This window comes from Streptomyces sp. CNB091, assembly GCF_000377965.1.
On sequence record NZ_KB898995.1, the window covers coordinates 200219 to 218911 of the forward strand.

The 18693-nt window shown below is 72.6% G+C and carries 16 protein-coding genes; 11 read left to right on the forward strand and 5 right to left on the reverse strand.

What is annotated here, in order from left to right:
* Nucleotides 1-121: 121 nt before the first annotated feature.
* Nucleotides 122-259 (forward strand): SPW_0924 family protein, encoded by a 138-nt coding sequence (locus D581_RS1000000140690; protein WP_018957585.1) that lies wholly within the window; start codon nucleotides 122-124, stop codon nucleotides 257-259.
* 26 nt (nucleotides 260-285) lie between these two features.
* Entirely contained in the window at nucleotides 286-1251 is a 966-nt protein-coding gene (pgfA, locus tag D581_RS0112660; protein WP_018957586.1) for a cell envelope lipid trafficking protein PgfA, read from the forward strand.
* Here pgfA and hrpB read toward each other — a convergent pair.
* Complete coding sequence (gene hrpB / locus D581_RS0112665) at nucleotides 1238-3739, reverse strand: ATP-dependent helicase HrpB (RefSeq protein ID WP_018957587.1); 2502 nt, start codon at nucleotides 3737-3739, stop codon at nucleotides 1238-1240. The two genes, pgfA and hrpB, sit on opposite strands and share 14 nt — an antisense overlap.
* Before the next feature lie 60 nt (nucleotides 3740-3799).
* Nucleotides 3800-4639: a class I SAM-dependent methyltransferase gene (locus D581_RS0112670; RefSeq protein WP_018957588.1), complete on the reverse strand. Its 840-nt coding sequence runs from the start codon at nucleotides 4637-4639 to the stop codon at nucleotides 3800-3802.
* Between the two features lie 409 nt (nucleotides 4640-5048).
* Here D581_RS0112670 and rpsA point away from each other — a divergent pair, with 409 nt between their 5' ends.
* A complete protein-coding gene (gene rpsA, locus D581_RS0112675; RefSeq protein ID WP_018957589.1) occupies nucleotides 5049-6569 on the forward strand; it encodes a 30S ribosomal protein S1 in 1521 nt (506 codons plus the stop codon).
* Between the two features lie 105 nt (nucleotides 6570-6674).
* On the opposite strand, the gene D581_RS0112680 is transcribed toward rpsA, so the two are convergent.
* Entirely contained in the window at nucleotides 6675-7634 is a 960-nt protein-coding gene (locus D581_RS0112680) for a right-handed parallel beta-helix repeat-containing protein (protein ID WP_018957590.1), read from the reverse strand.
* 271 nt (nucleotides 7635-7905) lie between these two features.
* Here D581_RS0112680 and D581_RS0112685 point away from each other — a divergent pair, with 271 nt between their 5' ends.
* The 3 genes from D581_RS0112685 (at nucleotide 7906) to D581_RS0112695 (ending at nucleotide 9940) form a co-directional block, all read left to right on the forward strand.
* Entirely contained in the window at nucleotides 7906-8844 is a 939-nt protein-coding gene (locus D581_RS0112685; RefSeq protein ID WP_026290460.1) for a PAC2 family protein, read from the forward strand.
* Nucleotides 8845-8875: 31 nt separating this feature from the next.
* Nucleotides 8876-9478: a dephospho-CoA kinase gene (coaE, locus tag D581_RS0112690; RefSeq protein WP_018957592.1), complete on the forward strand. Its 603-nt coding sequence runs from the start codon at nucleotides 8876-8878 to the stop codon at nucleotides 9476-9478.
* A 93-nt stretch (nucleotides 9479-9571) separates the two neighbouring features.
* Nucleotides 9572-9940, forward strand: a complete 369-nt coding sequence (locus D581_RS0112695) for a tetratricopeptide repeat protein (protein ID WP_018957593.1) — start codon at nucleotides 9572-9574, stop codon at nucleotides 9938-9940.
* Nucleotides 9941-10001: 61 nt separating this feature from the next.
* Here D581_RS0112695 and D581_RS0112700 read toward each other — a convergent pair whose 3' ends face one another.
* On the reverse strand, nucleotides 10002-10343 hold the full coding sequence (locus tag D581_RS0112700) for a DUF6343 family protein (RefSeq protein WP_026290461.1): 342 nt from the start codon (nucleotides 10341-10343) through the stop codon (nucleotides 10002-10004).
* Between the two features lie 177 nt (nucleotides 10344-10520).
* Between D581_RS0112700 and D581_RS0112705 the strand changes: the two genes are divergently transcribed.
* A complete protein-coding gene (locus tag D581_RS0112705; protein ID WP_018957595.1) occupies nucleotides 10521-11219 on the forward strand; it encodes a class I SAM-dependent methyltransferase in 699 nt (232 codons plus the stop codon).
* 46 nt (nucleotides 11220-11265) lie between these two features.
* Here the strand turns inward: D581_RS0112705 and D581_RS0112710 are convergent, their stop codons facing one another.
* On the reverse strand, nucleotides 11266-11622 hold the full coding sequence (locus D581_RS0112710; protein WP_018957596.1) for a hypothetical protein: 357 nt from the start codon (nucleotides 11620-11622) through the stop codon (nucleotides 11266-11268).
* A gap of 282 nt (nucleotides 11623-11904) precedes the next feature.
* Here D581_RS0112710 and D581_RS0112715 point away from each other — a divergent pair, with 282 nt between their 5' ends.
* From D581_RS0112715 to D581_RS0112730, 4 genes are all read left to right on the forward strand, one after another.
* Nucleotides 11905-12831, forward strand: coding sequence for a slipin family protein (locus tag D581_RS0112715; RefSeq protein WP_018957597.1), 927 nt, complete (start codon nucleotides 11905-11907; stop codon nucleotides 12829-12831).
* A gap of 169 nt (nucleotides 12832-13000) precedes the next feature.
* Nucleotides 13001-16024 carry a DEAD/DEAH box helicase gene (locus tag D581_RS0112720; protein ID WP_018957598.1) on the forward strand — a complete coding sequence of 1008 codons (3024 nt, stop codon included), beginning with the start codon at nucleotides 13001-13003 and terminating at the stop codon, nucleotides 16022-16024.
* A gap of 8 nt (nucleotides 16025-16032) precedes the next feature.
* The gene (locus D581_RS0112725; protein WP_018957599.1) at nucleotides 16033-17388 is read left to right on the forward strand and encodes an SWIM zinc finger family protein; all 1356 of its coding nucleotides are present in this window, start codon (nucleotides 16033-16035) and stop codon (nucleotides 17386-17388) included.
* 43 nt (nucleotides 17389-17431) lie between these two features.
* On the forward strand, nucleotides 17432-18163 hold the full coding sequence (locus D581_RS0112730) for a DUF7873 family protein (protein WP_018957600.1): 732 nt from the start codon (nucleotides 17432-17434) through the stop codon (nucleotides 18161-18163).
* The last annotated feature ends 530 nt before the right edge of the window (nucleotides 18164-18693 follow it).

Below are 18693 nucleotides of genomic sequence, written 5' to 3' on the forward strand. Positions count from 1 at the left end.
CTGTCCGCTCTGTTCTCATCTCGCGCCCCGGTTGCTACGGTGCCCCAGCCCTGACGCCCCATCAGGTCACCGGCGACCCATCAGGCCGCCGTCTTCGGATCACCGCCCCGGGAGGCCGAGCATGCGTGCCCTCGTCGCCGCCGCCATCGGACTGGCCGCCGCCCTCGTGCTCGTGTTCACCCTCTCCGCCGTCGGCTCCCCGGCCGGGGAGACCTCGCCGAAACCCCTGCTGACCACCGTCCCGGGACCGAAGAGATAGCCGCTGCAGAGGGAGAGGTCACCACCATGCGCCGCCGAGCCGGTCTCGTACTCCTGGCCTTCGCCGTGTTCTTCGCCGCCCTGTCACCCCTGCTGCGCTGGTACGCCTTCCCGCGCCTGGCCAAGGTCCCGCCGAACCAGTACCAGGAAGTCGTCCTGGAGGCGTCCCCCGCGACCCTCCTCGACTACACCACCCTCAAGGCCAGGAAGGTCGAGAAGGTCACCATCGTCCAGACGCTCAAGGGCAACGTGGAGGAGTCCGAGAAGATCGAACGCGGCGCCGGACGCGACGTCGTCGTCTGGGACGCGCTCTCCTACATCCAGGGCCCCGACGGCAAGATGGTCTCCGAGATCCCCGAGCGCTACATCTTCGACGCCCACAGCCAGGCCCCCGTCAACGCCACCGGTGAGATGGTCGACGGCGACCCGGTCCGGCGCGAGGGCATCGAGTACAAGTGGCCCTTCCTCACCGAGAAGCGGGACTACGCGTACTTCGACGCCCAGAGCCGCACCACCGCCCCCATCCACTACAAGGGCACCCGGACCTTCCGCGGCCTGGAGGTCTACTACTTCGAGCAGACCATCCCGTGGACCGAGGTCCCGATGCCCAAGAAGATGCCCATCGAGGGCATCACCGCCGAACAGATCGCGCAGACCGGCGTGACCCGCTGGTACACCACGAAGCGCATGTTCTGGGTCGACCCCGTCACCGGAGCCCCCGTCAACGGCGAGGAGATCCATACGGAGGAGCTGCGCGACGCCATGAAGATGGGCATGTCCGAGGACACCGTCACCGCGTTCTCCGGCCATGTGAAGATGCGCGAGGACTACATCGCGGACACCGTCGACCTGGTGAAGTCCCAGCGCGTCCTGGTCCTCCTCCTCACCTCGTACCTGCCCTGGGGATTCCTCGGCCTCGGCATCGGACTGCTCGCGCTCGCCCTCTGGCTGGAGGCGCGGTCCCGGCGGGCCGGGAGCCCTACGACCGCTTGAGCCGCGCCGAGGTGAACCGCGTCGCCGGTACGGTCGCGGGGTCCTCCGGCCACGGATGCTTCGGGTAGCGGCCGCGCAGCTCCGCCCGCACCGCCTGGTAGCCCTCCCGCCAGAACGACGCCAGGTCCGCCGTGACGGCCGCGGGCCGCCCGGCGGGGGAGAGCAGGTGCACCAGGACCGGCACCCCGGCCACCCGGGGCGTCTCGGCCAGCCCGAACAACTCCTGGAGCTTCACCGCCAGGACGGGCTGCTCGCCGCCGTACTCGACCCTGATACGGGAGCCGCTCGGCACCTCGATCCGCTCCGGCGCCAGCTCGTCCAGCCGGACGGCCTCCCCGCTCGCCCAGGGCAGCAGCCGCCGCAACGCCTGGCCCGCGTCGATCCGGCCCAGGTCCGAGCGGTGCCGGGCCCGCGACAGCTCCGGCTCCAGCCATACCCCGGTCTCCGCGAGCAGCGCCTCGTCCGAAACGTCCGGCCACGGCGCGCCCAGCACCCGGTGCAGGAACGCCAGGCGCAGCCGGAACTGCTCACTGTCCCGGGTCCACCGCAGCAGCCCGAGCCCCTCCCGCCGCAGCCCCTCGACCAGGGCCCCGCGCACCAGCTCCGGATCGGGCTGCTTCAGAGGCCGTACCGCCAGCTCCACCGCGCCCAGCCGGTCCACCGACCGGGCCACCACCTCGCCGTCCACCCACCGGACCTCCTCGCCCCGGACCCGCAGATGCCCGGCGGCCAGCAGCGCGGTCGGCTCGTCGACCACCGCCGCCAGCCGCACCCGCGCCGACGCCGCGTGGGAGGGCCGGTCCGCGACCGCCACGGCCAGCCAGGGCGCGCTGCGCAGCCGTGAGGCGTCCCGCAGCTCCGCGCCCGTGCCCGACGCCATCAGGAAGGCCCCGTCGCCCCTGGCCCGCGCCACCCGCTCCGGGAACGCCAGTGCCGCGACGAGGCCGACGACGGCGTCATCGCCCCGGGCCCCGCCGGAGCCGGCGCCGTCCACCTGGCCCGACAGCCGGCGCACCTCCTGTTTCCAGCGCGCCGCGTATCCGTCCTGGCCCCGGCGGGCGGTCCGCAGCGCCGCCGCGAGATCGTCCCCGTACTCCCTCGGCGGCTCCTCGCTCAGCAGCGCCACCACCTCCGCGGCGCGCCGCGCTCCGGCGTCCCGGGCGCCGTCCAGCAGGGCCCGCGCCAGCCGGGGGTGCAGCCCCAGCCGGGACATCCGGGTGCCGCGCTCGGTGACCCGGCCCGCGCCGTCCACCGCGCCGATCGCCTCCAGCACCTCCCGGGCGGCGCCCATCGCCCCGGCGGGCGGCGGGTCCAGCAGCGCGAGCGAGGAGGCGTCCGGATCGCCCCAGCACGCCGCCTGGAGCGCGAAGGCGGCGAGGTCGGCGACCTTGATCTCGGGCGAGGGGAAGCGCGCGAGCCGCCCGTCCTCGGCCTGGTCCCAGCACCGGTACACGGCCCCCGGAGCCTCCCGCCCCGCCCGCCCGGCGCGCTGCCGTCCGGCGGCCTGGGAGGCCCGGACGGTCGTCAGGGCGCTCAGCCCCCGGGCGTGGTCGGTACGGGGTTCCCGCGCGAGACCCGAGTCGACGACCACCCGCACGCCCGGCACCGTCAGCGACGACTCCGCCACCGAGGTCGCCAGGACCACCCGCCGCCCCCCGGAGGACCCGGCGAGCACCGTGTCCTGCACGGCGGCCGGAGCCCGCCCGTGCACCTGGAGCAGCTCCGCGTCCACGCCCGCGAGCTGCCCGGCCACCCGCCCGATCTCCCCGACGCCGGGCAGGAAGCAGAGCACGTCACCGTCCCGCTCGGCGAGCGCCCGCCGCACGGTCGCCGCCACATGCGTCAGCAGGGCGGGGTCCACCCTCATCCCGTGCGGCGGCTTCACCGGACGGGCGGGCGGCGCCCAGAGGACCTCCACCGGATACGACACCCCCTGCGCCTCGATCACCGGGGCGTCGCCGAGCAGCCGCGCCCAGCCCTCCGCGTCCGTCGTCGCGGACGCCGCCACCAGCCGCAGATCGGGCCGGATCGCCTCCCGTACGTCCAGGAGGAACGCGGCGACCGTGTCGGCGTCCAGGTGCCGCTCGTGGCACTCGTCGATGATCACCACGTCCACCCCGGCCAGCTCCTGGTCCCGCTGGAGCCGCTGGAGCAGCACCCCGGTGGTCACGACCTCCACCACCGTGTCCCGCCCCACCACGCGCTCCCCGCGCACCGTGAAGCCGACCCGCTCGCCCGGCCGCTCGCCCAGCAGCCAGGCCATCCGCCGCGCCGCGGCCCGCGCGGCGATCCGGCGCGGCTCGGCGACCACGACCCGGCGCACCGGACCCTCGCCGGTCAGCCCGGCCAGCACCAGCGGGACGAGCGTCGTCTTGCCGGTGCCGGGCGGGGCGCACAGGACGGCGACGCCCCGGTCGTCGAGCGCGCGCCGCAGAGCGGGCACGGCGGTGCGGACGGGCAGTCGGTCCAGGGCTTCGGTGCGGATCACGCCCCCAGTGTCGTACGGGAGGGATGCCAGGGGTTCCGCGCGCCCCCGCCGGTCAACGGGTCAGCCCCGCTCGCAGACGAAGATCGCCGTGCCCGGGATCAGGTTGCCGCGCAGCGGGGACCAGCCGCCCCACTCCTGGCTGTTCCAGGCGGGCCATTCCGGCTCGACCAGGTCGACCAGCCGGAAGCCGCCCGCCACCACGTCCCGGACCCGGTCGCCCAGTGTGCGGTGGTGCTCCACATAGACGGCGTCGCCGTCCTCGTCCTGCTCCACGTAGGGGACGCGGTCGAAGTAGGAGGCGGCGACGGACAGCCCCTCGGGCCCGGGCTCGTCCGGGAACGCCCAGCGGACCGGGTGCGTCACGGAGAACACCCAGCGCCCGCCGGGCCGCAGTACCCGGTGGACCTCGCGGAAGACCCGCACGGGGTCGGCGACGAACGGCACGGCCCCGTACGCGGAGCAGGCCAGGTCGAAGGAGCCGTCCCGGAACGGGAGCCGGCCCGCGTCGGCCTCGACCAGGGGGACGTCCCCGCCGATCCGCAGGGCGTGCTGGAGCTGCCGGTGGGAGAGGTCGAGCGCGACCGGGCGGGCGCCCTGCCCGGCCAGCCAGCGCGAGCACTGGGCCGCCCCGGCGCCGATCTCCAGGACGTCGAGGCCCTTCAGGGAGGCGGCGGGCCCCAGCAGGGCGGCGTCCGCCTCGTCCAGCCCCTCCGGACCCCAGACGAAGCGGTCGTCCCCCAGGAAGCCGCCGTGATCGCTCTGGTACTCGTCGGCGTTCCGGTCCCACCAGCCGCGGCTGGCCCGGCTGCTCTCCGTATCGTCCGCCGCACGGCGTGTGGCCTCCGGCTCCGGGGGCTCTGCGGGTTCTGCGGACCAGGTCCCGTGGATCTCTTGGCTCATCGTGCCCGTCGTTGTAGTTTGCCTTCACCCGCCGCGCGCGGTACGTACCAAGGGGTGTACCCCAGGGGTACGGACGCGTGTCCGCGGTGCCGTGCCGTAGTGTTCTCGGGCCGATGTGGCCTCGGGGAACACGAGTTGTGCCGGAATCGGGGCGATATGCCCCGGGTGTGCGCCTTCGCGCATTGACCCTGTCCGGCTGCCCCCGTATGCTACAAGTTGCGCTGCGAGCCTGCGCGCCTCAGACCTAGCAGGCCGCGCTCGCGTCTGTTGCATGTCCCCTCGGTTGTCGAGGCGTCTCTCCGGAAACGGATTGCGCGCTTTCCAGGCTGTCCGGCTTCTGCAGAGGCGATACGGGCTTTCGGCGTAGCAGTACCTACGACTCTCTGTCCGTACCGGAGCCCTTTCCCACATGACGAGCAGCACCGAGACCACCACCACGCCGCAGGTTGCGGTCAACGACATCGGCGACGCGGACGCGTTCCTCGCGGCGATCGACGAGACGATCAAGTACTTCAACGACGGCGACATCGTTGATGGCGTCATCGTCAAGGTTGACCGGGACGAGGTCCTCCTCGACATCGGTTACAAGACCGAAGGTGTCATCCCGAGCCGCGAGCTCTCGATCAAGCACGACGTCGACCCGAACGAGGTCGTCAAGGTCGGCGACGAGATCGAGGCCCTGGTTCTCCAGAAGGAGGACAAGGAAGGCCGCCTGATTCTCTCGAAGAAGCGCGCTCAGTACGAGCGTGCTTGGGGCACCATCGAGAAGATCAAGGAAGAGGACGGCATCGTCACCGGTACCGTCATCGAGGTGGTCAAGGGTGGTCTCATCCTCGACATCGGCCTCCGTGGCTTCCTGCCGGCGTCGCTCGTCGAGATGCGTCGCGTCCGCGACCTCCAGCCCTACGTGGGCAAGGAGCTCGAGGCCAAGATCATCGAGCTGGACAAGAACCGCAACAACGTGGTCCTGTCCCGCCGTGCCTGGCTCGAGCAGACGCAGTCCGAGGTTCGCCAGACGTTCCTCACGACCCTGCAGAAGGGTCAGGTCCGCTCCGGCGTCGTCTCCTCGATCGTCAACTTCGGTGCCTTCGTGGACCTGGGTGGCGTCGACGGTCTCGTGCACGTCTCCGAGCTGTCCTGGAAGCACATCGACCACCCCTCCGAGGTTGTCGAGGTCGGCCAGGAAGTCACCGTCGAGGTTCTCGACGTCGACATGGACCGCGAGCGCGTCTCCCTGTCGCTCAAGGCGACGCAGGAAGACCCGTGGCAGCAGTTCGCCCGGACGCACCAGATCGGTCAGGTCGTCCCGGGTAAGGTCACCAAGCTCGTTCCCTTCGGTGCGTTCGTCCGCGTCGACGAGGGCATCGAGGGCCTGGTCCACATCTCCGAGCTGGCCGAGCGCCACGTGGAGATCCCGGAGCAGGTCGTCCAGGTCAACGACGAGATCTTCGTCAAGGTCATCGACATCGACCTCGAGCGTCGTCGCATCAGCCTCTCGCTGAAGCAGGCCAACGAGTCCTTCGGTGGCGACCCGGCCTCGGTCGAGTTCGACCCGACGCTGTACGGCATGGCCGCGTCGTACGACGACCAGGGCAACTACATCTACCCCGAGGGCTTCGACCCCGAGACCAACGACTGGCTCGAGGGCTTCGAGGCGCAGCGCGAGGTCTGGGAGACCCAGTACGCCGAGGCGCAGACGCGCTTCGAGCAGCACCAGGCCCAGGTCATCAAGTCCCGCGAGGCCGACGAGGCTGCTGCGGCCGAGGGCGCTGCTGCCCCGGCCGGCGCTGCTCCGGCCGCCTCCGGTGGCAGCGGTGGCGGTGGCGGCGGCGGCTCCTACTCCTCGGAGTCGGCGGACAACTCCGGCGCCCTGGCGTCGGACGAGGCCCTTGCCGCGCTGCGCGAGAAGCTCGCGGGCGGCCAGAGCTGACGCTCTGACCCCGGCGGCCCATCGGCTGCGATAGCTGTACAGCGGTAGGAGTGAGGCCCGTTCCCTTCGGGGGGCGGGCCTCACTCGCGTTCAGGAGGCGGGGGGCTAGGGGGTGACGGCGATGTTCGTGAGCCCCTTGCCGCCGGTGACGGTGTTGCTCGCGTACACCGTGGTGCGGCAACCGGAGCTGCTGTTGGTGACGTTGACGGCGAGTTGCTTGTCGCCGGTGGCTCCGGAGAGGTTCGAGGCGTTGCCGCGGAAGACGGTGCCGCAGCCCCAGCCGCTCTGCTGGGTGTGGGTCTCGTAGCCGTTGTTGGTGGTGCGCGAACCCTTGTTGCCCTCGACCAGGACGTTGTTGCCCTTCACGTCGACCCAGGAGTCGTCGTAGTTGGCGCCGGTCAGCCCGTCGCCGTCGAAGGTGTTGCCGATGATCCTCGCGCCGGTCGTGCCCTCCTTGATGTCGATGCTCTCGCCGCCGACACGGGGGCCGATGGTGTTGTTCAAAATCTGCGCGTTGTCGCTGCGGTCGGAGAGGTCGCCCGCCGAACCGACGTACACGCCCTCGCCCATGCCGCGTCCGTTCTGCCCGGTGTCGTGGATCCGGGAGTTCTTCAGAACGCCGTCCTTGCTGGACCTGCGGAAGTGGACGCCCTCCATGTCGAGGTCGTGCACGGTCACCGAGTCGATCACGACACCGTTCGCCGCGTCGGTCATGATGCCCTTCTGGCCGCCCTTGACCGTGACGCCCTGGACGGTCCAGTACGAGGCGCCGTTCAGGTGCAGTCCGTAGCCGCCGCCCGCGGTCAGGACCGCCCTGCTGGAGCCGGTGAGGGTGATCCGCGCCCCGGAGGTTCCGGGCCGGGTGGCCTTGAAGTTCCCGGTGTACGTGCCGTCGGCGAGCCGGATCGTGTCACCGGGGGAGACGGCGGTGAGTGCCGACTTGAGCTGGGCCGCGGTGCTGACGTCGATGACCGCGGCGTTCGCGGGCCCGGCGCCGGCCAGGGTGAGACCGCCGGCGGCCAGGGCGGCGGCGAGCAGAGCGGCGAGGGGGGAGCGGGTGCGCATGGGGGGCCTTCCCGTCGGAGGAGTCCAGATGTTCTCGTACGTGAATGTGGGGTGAGTCCCTGAACGTTTGCCCCGTGACGGTAGGGACGGCGGCGGAGTGCGTCAAGGTCTGGACCAGGATCGGCGGGCGGTGCCGGAAGCGGCGAAGCGGCGGTGCGAGGCCGGTAACTGACATACCGTTCCCCGCCCGCACCGGGGAAAGATCAGGGTGCGGGAATGCGTCTGCCACCCCTCGTGTTCTTCTCTACGAACACGAGGAGGAGCGGTAACCGTGCCTGATCCGCAGAGTTTGTACGAATGGGAGCCGAAGGGCCTGGCCGTCGTCGACATGGCCCTGGCGCAGGAATCGGCCGGCCTGATCATGCTCTACCACTTCGACGGCTACATCGACGCGGGCGAGACCGGCGAGCAGATCGTCGACGGCCTGCTCGAGACGCTGCCGCACCAGGTCGTCGCGCGCTTCGACCACGACCGGCTCGTCGACTACCGCGCACGGCGCCCCCTGCTCACCTTCCGGCGCGACCGCTGGACGTCCTTCGAGGCTCCGACCCTGGAGGTGCGGGTGGTCCAGGACGCCACCGGAGCGCCCTTCCTGCTGTTGTCGGGACCGGAGCCGGACGTGGAGTGGGAGCGGTTCGCCGCCGCCGTCGAGCAGATCGTCGAGCGCCTCGGCGTCCGGCTCGCGGTGAACTTCCACGGCATCCCGATGGGCGTTCCGCACACCCGTCCCGTCGGCATCACGCCGCACGGCAACCGCACCGACCTGATGCCGGGGCACCGCAGCCCCTTCGACGAGGCCCAGGTGCCCGGTTCGGCCGAAGCCCTCGTCGAGTACCGGCTGATGGAGGCGGGCCACGACGTACTCGGGGTCGCCACCCACGTCCCGCACTACGTCGCCAGGTCCTCCTACCCGGACGCGGCGCTGACCGCGCTGGAGGCTATCACCGCGGCGACGGGTCTCGTGCTGCCCGCGCTCGCGCACTCCCTGCGCACCGAGGCGCACCGCACCCAGACCGAGATCGACCGGCAGATCGGCCAGGGCGACGAGGAGTTGGTCTCGCTCGTCGAGGGCCTGGAGCACCAGTACGACGCCGTCGCCGGCTCCGAGACGCGCGGCAACCTCGTCGCCGAACCGGTCGACCTGCCGTCGGCCGACGAGATCGGCCGCGAGTTCGAGCGCTTCCTCGCCGAGCGGGAGGGCGAGGGCTGAGCGCCCCCGCCCGGCCCGTAGGCTGCGGCCCATGCTGAAAGTGGGCCTGACCGGCGGCATCGGAGCCGGCAAGAGCGAAGTGTCGCGGCTGCTCGTGAAGTACGGTGCCGTCCTGATCGACTCCGACCGGATCGCCCGTGAGGTCGTCGAGCCCGGTACACCCGGACTCGCGGCCGTCGTCGAGGAGTTCGGGCCGGGCGTGCTGACCGCCGAAGGCGCTCTGGACCGCCCGGCGCTCGGCGCCCTCGTCTTCGCCGACGCCGGGCGGCTGGCCGCGCTCAACGCGATCGTCCACCCCCTGGTCGGCGCCCGCGCGGCCGAACGGGAACGGGCGGCCCCCGAGGACGCCGTCGTCGTCCACGACGTTCCGCTCCTCACGGAGAACGGGCTCGCCCCTCTCTACGACCTGGTCGTGGTCGTCGACGCCTCCGCCGAGACCCAGCTGGACCGGCTCGTCACGTTGCGCGGAATGACGGAGTCGGACGCCCGTGCGAGGATGGCCGCACAGGCCAGCCGCGACCAGCGCCGGGCCGTCGCTGACCTGATCGTGGACAACGACGGGCCGTTGGAGGCGCTGGAACCGCAGGTGCGCACGGTCTGGGACGAGTTGGTCCGCAGGGCCGCCGCCCGCTGAGTCCGCGTGTGCCGGACGCCCCGGCCGGACGTACCGGAATACCGGCTCCGGGGCGGACGTTGGAGACCCGCGAGGGAAGGGAAGGATGCGACCGTGCCCGAGAGGAATCCGGAGACCCACGTCATCGACTTCCGTGCGGCCGAGCAACTGCTCGACGCCCGGGACCCCCGGGGTGCCGTCAAGCTCCTCGACTCGGTGATCGCCGCCCATCCGGAGAACACCGCCGCCCGGCTGCTGCGGGCCCGCGCCTTCTTCGCCGCCGCCCAACTGCGCCCCGCCGAGCTGGAATTCGAGCTGGTGCTGGAGCGCGAGCCGGACAACGCGTTCGCCCACTTCGCCCTGGCCCGCACCTTCCAGCGGGCCGGCCGCCCCGAGCAGGCGACCCGGCACTTCCGTCTGGCGGCGGCGCTCGACCCGAAGCCGGAGTACCTCCGGGCGGCGAAGTTCGACGAGCGGGGCTGACGGAGCGGGCCGACTACGCGGGGACGCCCCAGGGACGTCCCCGCGGGCCCGTCTCCCGGACCTAGGGGGGCCCGGAAGAGGGGCCCGCGCGTCCCCTGTTCCTCCAGCCGCTGTCCGTGCCGGTCCCCGGCCGGCGTGGAGGGCCGTCACCGTGGTCCGGCTCGTACGGCGGGACGCCGCGGCCCGGCTGGTAGTGCGAGCCCTGGCGCATGCGGTATCGGATCACGCAGAAGTCCAGGATCGCGAGCAGCAGCACCACCCCGCAGGCCGCCGCCCAGCCCGGCCGTCCGGTCAGGGAGAACGCCACCAGACCGAAGAGGGCCCAGAGCATGCCCCACAGGCTCAGCCAGAGCCGCATCCGCAGCGGACTGCGGGCGGTCGCGGGTTCACTGCCGGTACGCATGACGATCACCTCACCCCACCAGCATGGACCCATCCGGTGGCATGCGGAACAGAACGCGGCGGCGCACGGGCGAGGAACAGGCACGTGGCCCCGGGAGGGTGCTTACGCTGCGGGCTCCGGCGCTGACCTGGCGTGATGACGAGGGAACCTCGCCCGGCGACGGCTCGTTCGTCCCTCATGAGCGAGTCACTGGTACGCGAGGGGTACGAGGGGACCGGTCCCGGAGCCATCACGCCTGACGGGTGCGCGGTGGAGCTGTACCGCCGGCTGTCCGTCGGCGACGAGCCGGACGTGATCGCGGGCGTGTCCCCCGCCGGGGCGAGCATCCTCGAACTGGGCTGTGGGGCGGGCCGGGTGACCCACCCGCTGGTGCGGCGCGGATTCCGGGTGACGGCGGTGGACGAGTCGCCGGAGATGCTGGAGGAGATCGTCGGGGCGCGCAGGGTGCGCAGTCGCATCGAAACGCTGGACCTGGGCGGCGAGCGGTTCGACGTGGTGCTGCTCGGCTCGTTCCTGGTCCACGCGGGCGAGCACCGGGTGCGCGACGGGATGCTGCGCGTCTGCCGCGACCACGTGCGGGACGACGGGATCGTCCTCGTCCAGCGCGAAGGGGTGGCCCACCGCTCGGAGCTGCCGTGGGAGCGGACCGACCCGTCCGGCGGTCTGATCCGGATCGTCGCCGCGGATCCGGTGGGCGACGGTGTGCGCTCGGTGCGCGCGGAGTATCACTTCGACGACGCGCGGTGGACGCAGACCTTCCTGTCGCGGGAGCTGTCCGACGAGGACATCGCCCGGCATCTGGCCACGGCCGGGCTCACGGTGGACCGCACCCTCACCGACGACGGCACCTGGCTGCTGGCCCGCCCCGCGCTCTGAGGAGCCGCGGGCCGGGCGGGCTTCCGCCGCGCCCCCCGCCGGTCGCTCAGTGGACGAAGCTGTAGCTGCGCCACGGACCGCTGCCGGGCGGCGCCACATCGCTGAACCTGGTCGGCACGTACGTCGTCCTGCCGCCCGTGCAGTCCCGTGTGCGGTACAGGATGACGTCGACCAGCGTCCCGTTCTCCACCTCTCGGGCTCCCGCCGGGGCGATCCGGTGGCAGCCGCGTACCGACGGGCTGTTCACCTGGAGCACCGCTTCGCGCTCCGTCGTGTACGTCACCGGGCCCACCGCGGTGCGGCCGAGCCCCGAGCAGCCCGAGACGGCGAGGGCGAGGAGCGAGGCTCCGGCGGCGATCCCGAGGCGGCGTCGGCGGCGGGGAACGGTGGCGGTCACGGACATGGGCGGGTCCTCGTCTGCTCGTCCGGTGGTCGTCCGGCGATTCGGTACGTCGGGAAGACGTGCTGGCGCTGGCCACCCTGCCCGCCCCGGGGCGGGCAGGCATCCGGTGCGCGGCCGACCGGGCGAGCCGCGGTGCGACGGGGCCAAGGTTCCCCATACGCCCAAATAGGGCATAGATTGATGAAAGGTGCTATGCGTAACAGGGTGTTCCACGGGGCACGCGGGTGTCCGCTCCCCGTCCTCCCAGGGGGCGTCATGTCCCCTTCCTCCCAGGGGGCCGTCATGGTTCAGGAACTGGTGATCGCCTTGGTGGCGGTGCTCTGCGCCGGAGCGCTGTACGTGGCCTCGGCGGCGCGGGTGATCCGGCAGTACGAGCGCGGTGTGGTGCTGCGGCTCGGCCGACTGCGGGACGACGTGCGGCTGCCGGGCTTCACCATGGTCGTGCCGGGGATCGACCGGCTGCGCAAGGTCAACATGCAGATCGTCACCATGCCCGTGCCCGCCCAGGACGGCATCACCCGGGACAACGTCACCGTCCGCGTGGACGCCGTCATCTACTTCAAGGTGGTCGACCCGACGAACGCCGTCATCGCGGTGGAGGACTACCGGTTCGCCGTCTCGCAGATGGCCCAGACCTCGCTCCGGTCGATCATCGGCAAGAGCGACCTGGACGATCTGCTGTCCAACCGTGAGAAGCTGAACCAGGGGCTGGAGGTCATGATCGACAGCCCGGCGGTCAGCTGGGGCGTGCAGATCGACCGGGTGGAGATCAAGGACGTCTCGCTGCCGGAGACCATGAAACGGTCCATGGCCCGCCAGGCCGAGGCCGACCGGGAACGGCGCGCCAGGGTGATCAACGCCGACGCGGAGCTCCAGGCCTCGAAGAAGCTGGCGCAGGCGGCCGGCGAGATGTCCGCCCAGCCCGCGGCGCTCCAGCTGAGGCTGTTGCAGACCGTGGTCGCCGTCGCGGCGGAGAAGAACTCCACGCTGGTGCTGCCCTTCCCGGTCGAGCTGCTCCGCTTCCTGGAGCGCGCGCAGCAGCCGGCGGCGGCGGCGGAGACGGGGCACGACGAACCCGCCGCACCCCCCGCCCCGGCCGTACCTGCCGACCTCCTCGCCCCGACCGCACCTCCCACCGCCGCCACCGCCCCCACCGCCCCCGCCCCGGCCGCACCGTCCTCGTCGGAGCAGCCGTTCGCCCATCACTGAGCGTGGCGGCCCACGCGCGGAGCGGGGCGCCCGCCCGATCGATTCCGCCGCCGCTGACCTGGGGTGATGTGGCGGGCGTCCGCAGTGTCAGACCTCCCGCCTAGACTCGCGGAGTCAGCACATTCCGTGCCGACGGAGACCGCGGATCAGGTGGGAGGGGGTGACGGACATGACGGCACGGACCCCGGAGGGCGAGCCGCGGGACACCGAGGACCCGGCCCGGACCGCCGACGCCGGACGCCTCCTGCGCTGCGCGGCGGTCTTCCTGCCCGGCCCGGTGCCCAGGGACGGCCGCATCGCCTTCTGGGACCCGCTCGCGGACGCCGGCCCGTGGCACGACGACGGCGCGCAGGGGCGGAGCGGTACGCCCTTCGGGTACGCGGAGGCCCCCGGCAGCCCCGACTCCGTCCCGTGCACCACCGCCCGGCTCACGGTCGTCCGGCCGGACCCGGCGGCGGGCCCCGGAAGCGTCCGCGCCGTCGCGACGACCGCGGCGCTGCTGTCCGTGACCGACGCGCTCCCCCTGCTCGTCCGGGCACGCCGGCAGGCCTCCGCCCACCCCGCCACCCGCTGCTGGGGCGCGGCCGCTCTGCACGCCCTTCAGCTCGTCGCCCGCGGCAGGCTCCTCCCCGGACTCACGGCGGACGGTCACGACGCCTGGCGGGCGGGCCCGAGGGACGCCGAGGACGTCGCGCACCTTCGGGCGGTCGCCGCCGCCCTGCCGCCCGAGGGGCACGCGGCGCCGGTCCCCGGTTCCGAGCCGCCCCGGCTTCCCGACCCCGAGGCCCTGATCGGGTCGTTCCTGGACGCCGTCGCCGACACCCTGCCGCGCACCCCCGCCGCCGCGTTCGCGATGGGCGCGCCGTTCGCCGCCCACGAACCCCAGCATCTGCCCCATGCCGCGGCCTGGGCCGTGGAGGTCGCCGCGGGCCTGGACGCGGGCGTGCGGGTCTCGCTGCGCCTGGACCTCTCCGCGTACGAGCTGTTCGACACCGCCGACACCTACGCGGTCACGGCCGCCCGCGAGGAGGCGGAGACCGACGGGGGATCCGCGCGGCCGGAGCACCCGGGCGACCCGGCGGTCCGGCACGCCGCCGCTGCCGTCGTCCAGGTCCACAGCCTCGCCGACCCGACCTACGTGGTGGACGCGGCCGCCCTGTGGAACGGCGCGGCGGGCGAGCCGTTCGGGCCGCGTGCCCGGGTCGACGCGGTGCTGGCGCTGCGCCGCGCCGCCCGCCTCTGGCCCCCGCTGGAACGGCTGCTGGGGCAGCCCGTCCCCGATGTGCTCGCGATCACCGAGGACGAGCTGTACGAGCTGCTGAGCGACGCGGGATCCCGGCTGGCCGGCGCCGGGGTCGAGGTGCACTGGCCGCGCGAGCTGGCCCGTTCCCTCACCGCGACCGCCGTCGTGCGGCCCGCGCCCGGGTCCGCCACCGACGGCACGTCCTTCTTCGACGCCGAGCATCTCTTCGCCTTCGACTGGCAGCTGTCCCTGGGGGAGGAGCGGCTGACCGAGGCGGAGATGGACACCCTGGCCGAGGCCCACCGCCCGGTGGTGCGGCTGCGGGACCAGTGGGTGGTCGTCGACCCCGCCCTCGTACGCAAGGCGCGCAAGCGGGAGCTGGGGCTCCTGGATCCGGTGGACGCGCTCGCCGTCGCCCTCACCGGCAGTGCGGAGGTGGACGGCGAGCGGGTGGACGCCGTCCCCGCCGGGGCGCTGGCCGCCCTCCGTACGCGGATCCTCACCCAGGACACCACGATCGCGCCGCCGCCCGGCCTCGACGCGACGCTGCGCGACTACCAACTGCGCGGTCTGGCCTGGCTGGACCGGATGACCTCGCTCGGTCTTGGCGGCTGCCTCGCCGACGACATGGGCCTCGGCAAGACGATCACCCTCATCGCCCTCCATCTGCACCGGGCGCACCCCTCGCCCACCCTGGTGGTCTGCCCCGCCTCCCTCCTCGGCAACTGGCACCGCGAGATCAACCGCTTCGCCCCCGGCGTCCCCGTCCGCCGCTTCCACGGCACGGACCGGACCCTGAGCGACCCGGACGGCGGCTTCGTCCTCACCACCTACGGCACGATGCGGTCCAGCGCTCCCCAGCTCGCCGAGCAGAGCTGGGGCCTGGTCGTCGCCGACGAGGCGCAGCACGTCAAGAATCCGCACTCCTCCACGGCCAAGGCGCTGCGCACCATCCCCGCCCCGGCCCGGGTCGCCCTCACCGGCACCCCCGTCGAGAACAACCTCTCCGAGCTCTGGGCGCTCCTCGACTGGACCACACCCGGACTGCTCGGCCCGCTCAAGGCGTTCCGGGCCCGGCACGCCCGGATCGTGGAGAACACCGGCACCGCCGCGGGCCTGGGCAACGAGGAGGCGGTGGAACGGCTGTCCCGGCTGGTGCGGCCCTTCCTCCTGCGGCGCAAGAAGTCCGACCCCGGCATCGCTCCCGAGCTGCCGCCCAAGACGGAGACCGACCACCCCGTCTCCCTCACCCTTGAGCAGGCCACGCTCTACGAGGCGGCCGTCCGCGAGACGATGGCGCAGATCGAGGCGGCGGAGGGCATCGCCCGCCGGGGTCTCGTCATGAAGCTGCTGACCTCGCTCAAGCAGATCTGCAACCACCCCGCCCAGTATCTGAAGGAGGAGCCGACCCGGCTCACGGGCCGCTCCGGCAAGCTCGCCCTCCTCGACGAACTGCTCGACACGATCCTGTCCGAGGAGGGCTCGGTCCTGATCTTCACGCAGTACGTGGCGATGGCGAAGCTGCTCTCCGTACACCTCGCCTCCCGCGCGATCCCCTCCCAGCTCCTCCACGGCGGTACGCCGGTGGCCGAGCGGGAGCGGATGGTGGACCGCTTCCAGTCCGCCGAGGTCCCCGTCTTCCTGCTCTCCCTCAAGGCGGCCGGCACCGGGCTGAATCTGACCCGCGCCGCCCATGTCGTCCACTTCGACCGCTGGTGGAACCCCGCCGTGGAGGAGCAGGCCACCGACCGGGCGTACCGGATCGGCCAGACCCAGCCCGTTCAGGTCCACCGGATCATCGCGGAGGGCACGGTGGAGGACCGGATCGCCGAGCTGCTGGAGTCCAAGCGGGTCCTGGCCGACGCGGTGCTCGGCAGCGGCGAGAGCGCCCTGACCGAGCTCAGCGACCGTGACCTCGCCGACCTCGTATCGCTGCGGAGGCCCGCATGAGTCCCCGCATGAGCCCGCGCCCGGCCACCGGCCCGGCCGCCCGGAGACCGGCCCTCCGCGCCCGGCCCGGCCCGGACGATCTGCGGCGCACCTTCGAGGCGGTGCCCGCCCGCACCTCCGCCGAGGGCGAGCCCTTCGCGGGCAGTTGGTGGGGCCGGGCCTGGGTGGACGCGGTGGAATCGCTGTCCATGGACGAGGCCCGCCTCGCCCGCGGCCGTGCGTACGCCGACGACGGCCAGGTCGCCGCGATCACCGTCACCCCCGGGCGGGTCGTCGCCTATGTGCACGGCAGCCGGGCCCGCCCCTACCGCGCCGAACTGCGGCTGCGCACCTTCACCGACCCCGGCTGGGACACCCTGCTCGACGCGGTCGCCGCCCACCCCGGCCATCTGTCCGCGCTGCTGGCCAAGGAAATGCCGCACTCCCTGGCCCACACCGCCGAGGAGGCCGGAGTCCGGCTGCTGCCCGCCGCCGACGACCTCGACCCCAGCTGCACCTGCCCCGACCACGGGCGGCCCTGCAAACACGTCGCCGCCCTCTGCTTCCAGACGGCCCTGCTGCTCGACAGTGACCCGTTCGTCCTGCTGCTGATGCGGGGCCGGGGCGAGCGCGAGCTGCTGGACGAGCTGGGCCGGCGCAACGCCGAACACTCGGCCCGGGAGCGCCCCGCCGCTCCCGTCGTCCCGTCGGTCGGGGCCCGGGAGGCCTTCGCCGCCCGCTTCCTGCCGCCGCTCCCGGCGCCCCTGCCCGTACCGCCGCATCCCGGCCAGCCACCGTCGTATCCGGATCTGCCCGGTGCCCGCGACCCGTTGGGCCTGGACCACCTCGCCACCGACGCCGCCGCCCGCGCCCACGCCCTGCTGACCACGGGCCGTGATCCGCTGGCCGGGCTCACCCCGTGGCAGGACGCGGTCCGCCTCGCTGCCGCACGGCCGACCGCCGGGCTCACCGCCACCACCCGCGCGCTCTACCGGGAGCTGGCCTACGCCACCGGCCGCACCACCACCGACCTCGCCCGCGCCGTGGCCGCCTGGCGGCAGGGCGGTGCCGAGGGCCTCGCGGTCCTGGAGACGCCCTGGGACCCGCCGGCCGGCCCCTTCGACCGGGCCAGGCCCGCGCTCGCCGCCGCCGACTTCCCGCGCTTCGCACCCTGGCGCAACCACCTCACCCACCCGGACGGTTCGCTCCAGCTCCGCTTCGGCCACGACCACCGGTGGTACGGCTACGAATCCGATCCCGGCGCCGACGACTGGTGGCCGCGCGCCGCCCCGGACCCCGACCCGGTGGCCGCCCTGGAGGCCCTGCTGGCCGGCGATCTCGTCCCCGACGTCTCCGGGACCGACGACCCGTCGTACGTACGGTAAAACCCTTGGCCAGGGGAGACTCGGCCCTGTTAGCGTCCGCGACGTGGCGAAACTCAATCAGATCATCGCAGTGGAGAAGGGCGTCAAGTCCAAGGCACACCAGGACCTGACGGCGGCTCATCACGGCCTCCAGAAGACCGGACTGCTGGCCGGGATCTCCCGGACCTACCAGCCCAAGGACGAGGAGGGCGAACAGCTTCCGCCCGAGTCGACGCTCGTCCAGGTCAAGGCCGAGGACGTGCTGCGGGACACCGCGGTCACCCTGACCCGGCTCTTCGATGTGACCGCCACGAAGGACTGGGCGAACTGCTCGGCCAGGGCCGATGTGAAGGTCGACGGCCGGGTGCTGGTGAGCGAGGTGCCGGTGTCGTATCTGCTCTTCCTGGAGAAGCAGCTGACCGACCTCAACACCTTCGTCCGCAAGCTGCCCGTGCTGGACGCCGCCGAGGCCTGGGTGCAGGACCCCTCGACCGACTCCTGGAAGACCGAGCCGGTCCGCACGGTCCGCACGAAGAAGGTGCCCCGCAACCACGTGAAGGCGGAGGCCACCGAGAAGCACCCGGCGCAGGTCGAGGTGTACTACGAGGACATCCCGATCGGGTACTGGACGACCGTGAAGTTCTCCGGGGCGCTTCCGGCGCGGCGCGTCAACGAACTGCTGGACCGGATCGAGAAGCTCCAGCAGGCCGTGAAGTTCGCCCGCGAGGAGGCCAACGGCGCAGAGGTCACCGACCAGCGGGTGGGTGATGCGGTATTCGGTTACCTCTTCGGGTGACCGACCATGGATTCCCCGGGCGCCGCTCAAGGCGGCCGGGGTGCGCGAGGAGCGCAAGCTGAAACTGAGGCTTGTCGTGAAGGCGCGGTTCCAGTGGAGGTTCAACTCCTCCCTCCGGCACGGGCCGGAGTAGCCCAAGCAGGCAGAGGCAGACCGCCGTCAATCTCAGACTATTGCTCCAGACTCAGCATTCGCCGCCGATCGCCGGATCGAACGGGCCCGGGCCCGCGCGCGTCGAAATGCCGGTTCAAGTCCGGCCCGCAGAGCTTCGATCTGCGGTGGTCCAAAGGCAGGACGCGACGACATCAGACTGACCCGGATCCTTAAACGTGCCGGCGTGCCCGATGGGCGGCACACTCAGGGCCCGGAGGCCGGCTACGCCTCCGGGCCCGCTCCCGTCCCCGGGGTGCGGCGAAGACCCGGAGCCGACCACAGGGGGGCGGGACCCGCAGGGCACAATGCAGGACGTGCGAAGTGCAGACGTGCGAGGTGCAGGGGACGTGCAGGGTTCAGGGGACGCGCAGCCCACA

Excerpts from the sequence above, each read along its gene's own strand:
- rpsA (WP_018957589.1), top strand. The coding sequence starts at position 5,049 with ATGACGAGCAGCACCGAGACCACCACCACGCCGCAGGTTGCGGTCAAC.
- D581_RS0112705 (WP_018957595.1), top strand. The coding sequence starts at position 10,521 with ATGAGCGAGTCACTGGTACGCGAGGGGTACGAGGGGACCGGTCCCGGA.
- pgfA (WP_018957586.1), top strand. The coding sequence starts at position 286 with ATGCGCCGCCGAGCCGGTCTCGTACTCCTGGCCTTCGCCGTGTTCTTC.
- D581_RS0112670 (WP_018957588.1), bottom strand. The coding sequence starts at position 4,639 with ATGAGCCAAGAGATCCACGGGACCTGGTCCGCAGAACCCGCAGAGCCC.
- D581_RS1000000140690 (WP_018957585.1), top strand. The coding sequence starts at position 122 with ATGCGTGCCCTCGTCGCCGCCGCCATCGGACTGGCCGCCGCCCTCGTG.
- D581_RS0112725 (WP_018957599.1), top strand. The coding sequence starts at position 16,033 with ATGAGCCCGCGCCCGGCCACCGGCCCGGCCGCCCGGAGACCGGCCCTC.
- coaE (WP_018957592.1), top strand. The coding sequence starts at position 8,876 with ATGCTGAAAGTGGGCCTGACCGGCGGCATCGGAGCCGGCAAGAGCGAA.
- D581_RS0112720 (WP_018957598.1), top strand. The coding sequence starts at position 13,001 with ATGACGGCACGGACCCCGGAGGGCGAGCCGCGGGACACCGAGGACCCG.
- D581_RS0112715 (WP_018957597.1), top strand. The coding sequence starts at position 11,905 with ATGGTTCAGGAACTGGTGATCGCCTTGGTGGCGGTGCTCTGCGCCGGA.
- D581_RS0112710 (WP_018957596.1), bottom strand. The coding sequence starts at position 11,622 with ATGTCCGTGACCGCCACCGTTCCCCGCCGCCGACGCCGCCTCGGGATC.
- D581_RS0112680 (WP_018957590.1), bottom strand. The coding sequence starts at position 7,634 with ATGCGCACCCGCTCCCCCCTCGCCGCTCTGCTCGCCGCCGCCCTGGCC.
- D581_RS0112700 (WP_026290461.1), bottom strand. The coding sequence starts at position 10,343 with ATGCGTACCGGCAGTGAACCCGCGACCGCCCGCAGTCCGCTGCGGATG.